Here is a 4,732-nt window from a genome sequence, read left to right on the forward strand (position 1 = left end):
AGTTCAAAGTGGGATAGAATCTACCCCCGCTTAGCTCAAAGCTGGTTTGAAGATAAAGATGAACTCTTTACTTTTTACAAATATCCAGATAGTATTCAAAAATCAATTTATACAACTAACTGGATTGAAAGAGCCAATAAAGAAATCAGAAAAAGACTTAAAACAATGAATAGTTTACCAAATGAAAAGGCAGCAGAAAAAATACTATATCTTAAAATCTTAGACTATAATTCTAAGTGGTCAGAACGAAGACTAAAGGGATTTTTAGCTGCTAGAGATAAACTAATTCAACTATTTGAAGAACGATATTAATTTATTTACACAAAATACTTGACGTTACCTTCAGGTGTTGCCTTATTGATATATAAAACATTTAATTATATTCACTAAACTAATTAATAGAAAATAAATATTAAAAAATAGGTGATTTTATGCAAAATTTTTTAGAATTATACAGCAAATCTGTTCTGACAGCTCTTGGCTTTTTTTGGAAAGCAGGTTGGGCTTTTATTCTGGGTTATTTTATTAGTGGAATGATTCAATCTTTTGTTCCTAAAAAACAACTAACAAAATATATGGGAAAGGCTAATTTAAGAAGTATTTCTATTTCTACAATATTTGGAGCTGTATCTTCATCTTGTTCTTTTGCAGCTTTAGCAGCTGCAAGAACTCTTGTTAAAAAAGGGGCTAATTTTATTGCAGCAGTAGCATTTATGTTTGCTTCCACTAATTTAGTTATTGAGCTGGAAATCTTAATTATGCTTTTTCTCGGCTGGGAATTTTTAGCTGCAGAAATTATCGGCGGTTTAATTTTAATAATTATTAGCAGTATTATAATTAAACTTACTTATCCAGATAACATATTAAAAAAAGCAAGAGAAAAAGTTAAACAAGACAGTTCTAATATTGAAGATGATTTTGATTGGAAGAAACGAATCAAAAGTAAAAAAGGTTGGCGAATGGTTGGTAATAGTTTTGTCAGCGAATGGAAAATGGTCTGAGAAGAAATCTTAATAGGATTTACAATTGCTGGTTTTGTAGCAGTATTTGTTCCTACAGAATTCTGGAATAAAATATTTTTGATAGATATATCAGCTTCTTTACCCAGCTGGGCTATTGCTCTAGAAAACGCTATGGTTGCTCCGTTTGTAGCAGCACTAACTTTTATTGGGTCTATGGGCAATATACCATTAGCTACAGTTTTAAATAGCAATGGTGTTTTATTTGCGGGTATTATGGGCTTTATTTATTCAGATTTAATGGTGCCACCACTTGTTGCTGTTAATGCTAAATACTATGATAAAAAAGTGGCTCTTTATATTGCTGTTGTAATGTATATAAGTATTGTTATAACAGCTCTTATTTTAAATGGAATTTTTAGCATTTTTAGTATAGTACCAGAAAGCAACAGAGTAGTTAGTGAAGTAGCCCAATTTAAAATTGATTATACATTCTATTTTAATATACTTTTTACTTTAATAGCCGGCTATTTAATTTATCTTAATAAGAAATTTATTAAAATAGACAATAATAATAGTTCTGATATGGACATGGAAACTAGCTCTTCTTTAAAAAGAAAGATAACCTATCTATTCATAATTATTCTTCTGGGAGGCTTAGTGCTAAACTTATTTATGTAACTATAGCTAAAAAATATTAAAATATGATAGTATGATTTTGGGTATTGTTGAAAATTGTTTGGCCAAAATAAAAATATATCTAGAACCAGAAACTGTAAATGACCAATAAAGAAAAATTTGTTTCATTTCATCCTAAAGTTAATACTTCTACATTAACTTTAGAATATATTGATTTTATAAATTACTTAGAATGGACAGGAAATCAGATTATTTATTTATAAGCAGTTGACAAAATCAGCTGCTTATATTATTATTACTTAATATAGAAGTTATAAAAAGTTATTTAAAAAGGAGGTAGTCAATGAAAACTGCTAATGCCCATCTAATGAAAGAAATTAATAAAAGACTTGTCAGAAAAAATCTTTTGAAAAAAAAGTCTGCTACTAAAAAAAGGCTGACTAGTTTAACTAATTTAAGTGCTATGACAGTTGCTAGTATTGTAGAAGAATTAGTAAAATCTGGTGAAGTCTATCAAGGGGAAATGATACCCTCAAATGGAGGAAGACCAGCTGTAGAATACTGTTATAATGGTGATTTTTCCCATGCCGCTATTATATATGGTTATCAAAAAAATAATAGTAATCATATTTTATTAAAAGTTTTTAATTTATTTGGTAAATGTGTTTACAAAAAAAAGAAATATCTATCTGAAGTTACTATTGAGCATTTTGATGATCTGCTTAAAGAAGCATTTAACTCAATAGATAATATAGCTATGATTGGATTTGGTTTACCTGGCGAAGAAGAGGAGGGTACAATAACTATTAATGATTATCCAGCCTTAATTGGCAAAAATTTTATGCAATATTTTCAAACTCAATATCAAGTTCCTGTTATCTTTGAAAATGATGCTAATGCAGCTGCTTTTGGCTATTATAAAAGCAGGCAAAAATTGAAAAATAACGCTGATACAATTGTAGGACTTTATTTTCCTCGACTTTATGTGCCAGGAATGGGGCTAATTATTAAAGGTGAAATTTATCGCGGACAGCAAAACTTCGCTGGTGAATTTGGTCATCTTCCTCTTGATATTAATTGGGAGGATTTGAACTATCAAAATAAAGAAAAGCTTTATGCTGTTTTTGTAAAATTACTTTCAGTTATTTGCTGTTTATTAGCGCCAGAAAAAATTGTTCTATATGGCGACTTCTTTTCTAGCCAGGATAGTAGTAAACTTAAAAAGCTTACTGAACAAACATTGAATAATGATTTTATTGTAAATATTGAAGTTTCCACAAATTTTGCTGTTGACTATGAAAATGGATTAAAAAAGATTATATTAGATAATTTATTTAATCATTTATTTGGAGAACTCAACTACAATTTAATTAATTTTTAAGGAGGAGACAATTGTTTACACTACTTGTTATAATTTATCTAGCCTTTATTAGTCTCGGTTTACCAGACTCATTACTTGGTTCTGCCTGGCCCGTAATCCAGACTGATTTATCAGTCCCATTATCTTATGCAGGCATAATTGCAATGATTATTGCTGGCGGTACAGTTATTTCTAGTCTGTTTAGTGCCAGAGTTATCAAAAAATATGGAACTGGTCTGGTGACTTTAGTCAGTGTAACTATGACTGCATTAGCACTGCTTGGCTTTGGTTTAGCAAACTCTTTTCTAATACTAGTATTATGGGCAATTCCACTTGGATTGGGAGCAGGTTCAGTTGACGCAGCTTTAAATAATTTTGTAGCTTTACATTATCAGGCTAAACATATGAACTGGCTCCATTGTTTTTGGGGAATTGGAGCTACTACTGGACCTGTAATCATGTCTTTCTGGCTAGTTAGAAATAATAACTGGCAACTGGGCTATCTAAGTATTGCCGGTCTGCAAGCAGCTCTTGTAATAGTACTTCTAATTTCTCTTCCCCTCTGGCAAAAAGCATTAAATAAGCTAAATACTCCGCAGTCAAATAATAACCAGGAAGAGGCAGTCCAGACACTTTCTTTAAGTCAAGTTTTTAAAATACCTAATTCTAAAATAATTTTAGCAGGTTTTTTTGCCTATTGTGGTTTGGAATTAACAACTGGTCTCTGGGCCAGCAGCTATGCTGTAAATAGTTTTGCTATTTCATCAGAGGTTGCTGCAGCCTGGGTTTCAATTTATTATCTTGGGATTACAGTAGGCCGTTTTTTAGCCGGTTTTTTAGCAATTAGATTTTCTAATAAACAATTAATTAAGCTCGGTTTAACTAGTATATTTTTTGGAATACTACTTTTATTACTGCCTTTGTCAAGTTCTAAAATTCCTGTTGCACTTTCCTTAATTGGTCTAGGTTGTGCCCCTATATATCCTGCTATGTTACACCAAACTCCCAGACTTTTTGGTAAAGAAAATTCTCAAGCAATGATGGGCGTTCAAATGGCTTTTGCCTATATCGGCTCAACTTTTATGCCTCCTTTTTTTGGCTTAATTGCAGAATATATAGGAATATTTACTCTGCCAATTTTTTTACTAATTTTAACTATTATTATGGTAATCAGCACTAGAAAAACAGCAGTTAATAATTAACTTTATTGACTTTACATTAATTAAAATATTGAGCAAAATAATTTCTATAATTAAACTAAAAATAAATTTAATTGCAGGAATTTTTTGCTTATTGTCTAAGTAATATATTGAATTATCAAAATATTATCATATAAAATAATTTTTCCCTTAGCTAAATTGAGGAGGTAAATCATTTTATTTAAAAATTTTTAGTTTCATTGATAGTTAAATTTTAAGAAAGTAATACGGTAAGATGTCAAGAGAAAAAAAGAAAATAATTTAATTTATTTGGCTGAAAACGGTCAAATTAGGCATAGTTCTATCCGCCTAGCCTGAATAGTAATTTTTACCAATTCAGCCCATGACTAAATAATAGTTCTAATAGAAAATTAAGTAAACAGACTAATTTGCAATAATTATCTACCTCCGTGGTTGATATATTTCGCCTTTGCTTAGCAGAGCAAAAACGAGACGGACAAATTTACGTGCTGTAAGCACGAGGGCTCTTTTGTGTTTGTGCTTTGGAACTTCATTATACTTTTTGTAGTAGTAGTTTTTATAGCTATCATTGTGTACTCTCAATGAATTAGCGG

Annotated in this window: 3 protein-coding genes and 2 pseudogenes; 4 read left to right on the forward strand and 1 reads right to left on the reverse strand. The window is 30.3% G+C overall.

Annotation, left to right across the window (positions count from 1 at the left end; all coding sequences use genetic code 11):
* The 4 genes and pseudogenes from BMZ74_RS13985 to BMZ74_RS14000 form a co-directional block, all read left to right on the forward strand.
* The coding region (locus BMZ74_RS13985; protein ID WP_143070194.1) for a transposase at positions 1 to 312 on the forward strand (312 nt) is incomplete at its 5' end.
* Between the two features lie 119 nt (positions 313 to 431).
* A pseudogene (locus BMZ74_RS14720) lies at positions 432 to 1,640 on the forward strand (permease).
* A 301-nt stretch (positions 1,641 to 1,941) separates the two neighbouring features.
* Positions 1,942 to 2,979 (forward strand): ROK family protein, encoded by a 1,038-nt coding sequence (locus BMZ74_RS13995; protein WP_089862823.1) that lies wholly within the window; start codon positions 1,942 to 1,944, stop codon positions 2,977 to 2,979.
* An 11-nt stretch (positions 2,980 to 2,990) separates the two neighbouring features.
* Complete coding sequence (locus BMZ74_RS14000) at positions 2,991 to 4,160, forward strand: MFS transporter (RefSeq protein WP_089862824.1); 1,170 nt, start codon at positions 2,991 to 2,993, stop codon at positions 4,158 to 4,160.
* Between the two features lie 399 nt (positions 4,161 to 4,559).
* Here the strand turns inward: BMZ74_RS14000 and BMZ74_RS14420 are convergent.
* Positions 4,560 to 4,732: pseudogene (locus BMZ74_RS14420) on the reverse strand (IS110 family transposase); the annotation flags it as partial.

Source organism: Halanaerobium salsuginis, assembly GCF_900114545.1.
Classification (GTDB): Bacteria; Bacillota; Halanaerobiia; order Halanaerobiales; family Halanaerobiaceae; genus Halanaerobium; species Halanaerobium salsuginis.

Excerpts from the sequence above, each read along its gene's own strand:
- BMZ74_RS13995 (WP_089862823.1), top strand. The coding sequence starts at position 1,942 with ATGAAAACTGCTAATGCCCATCTAATGAAAGAAATTAATAAAAGACTT.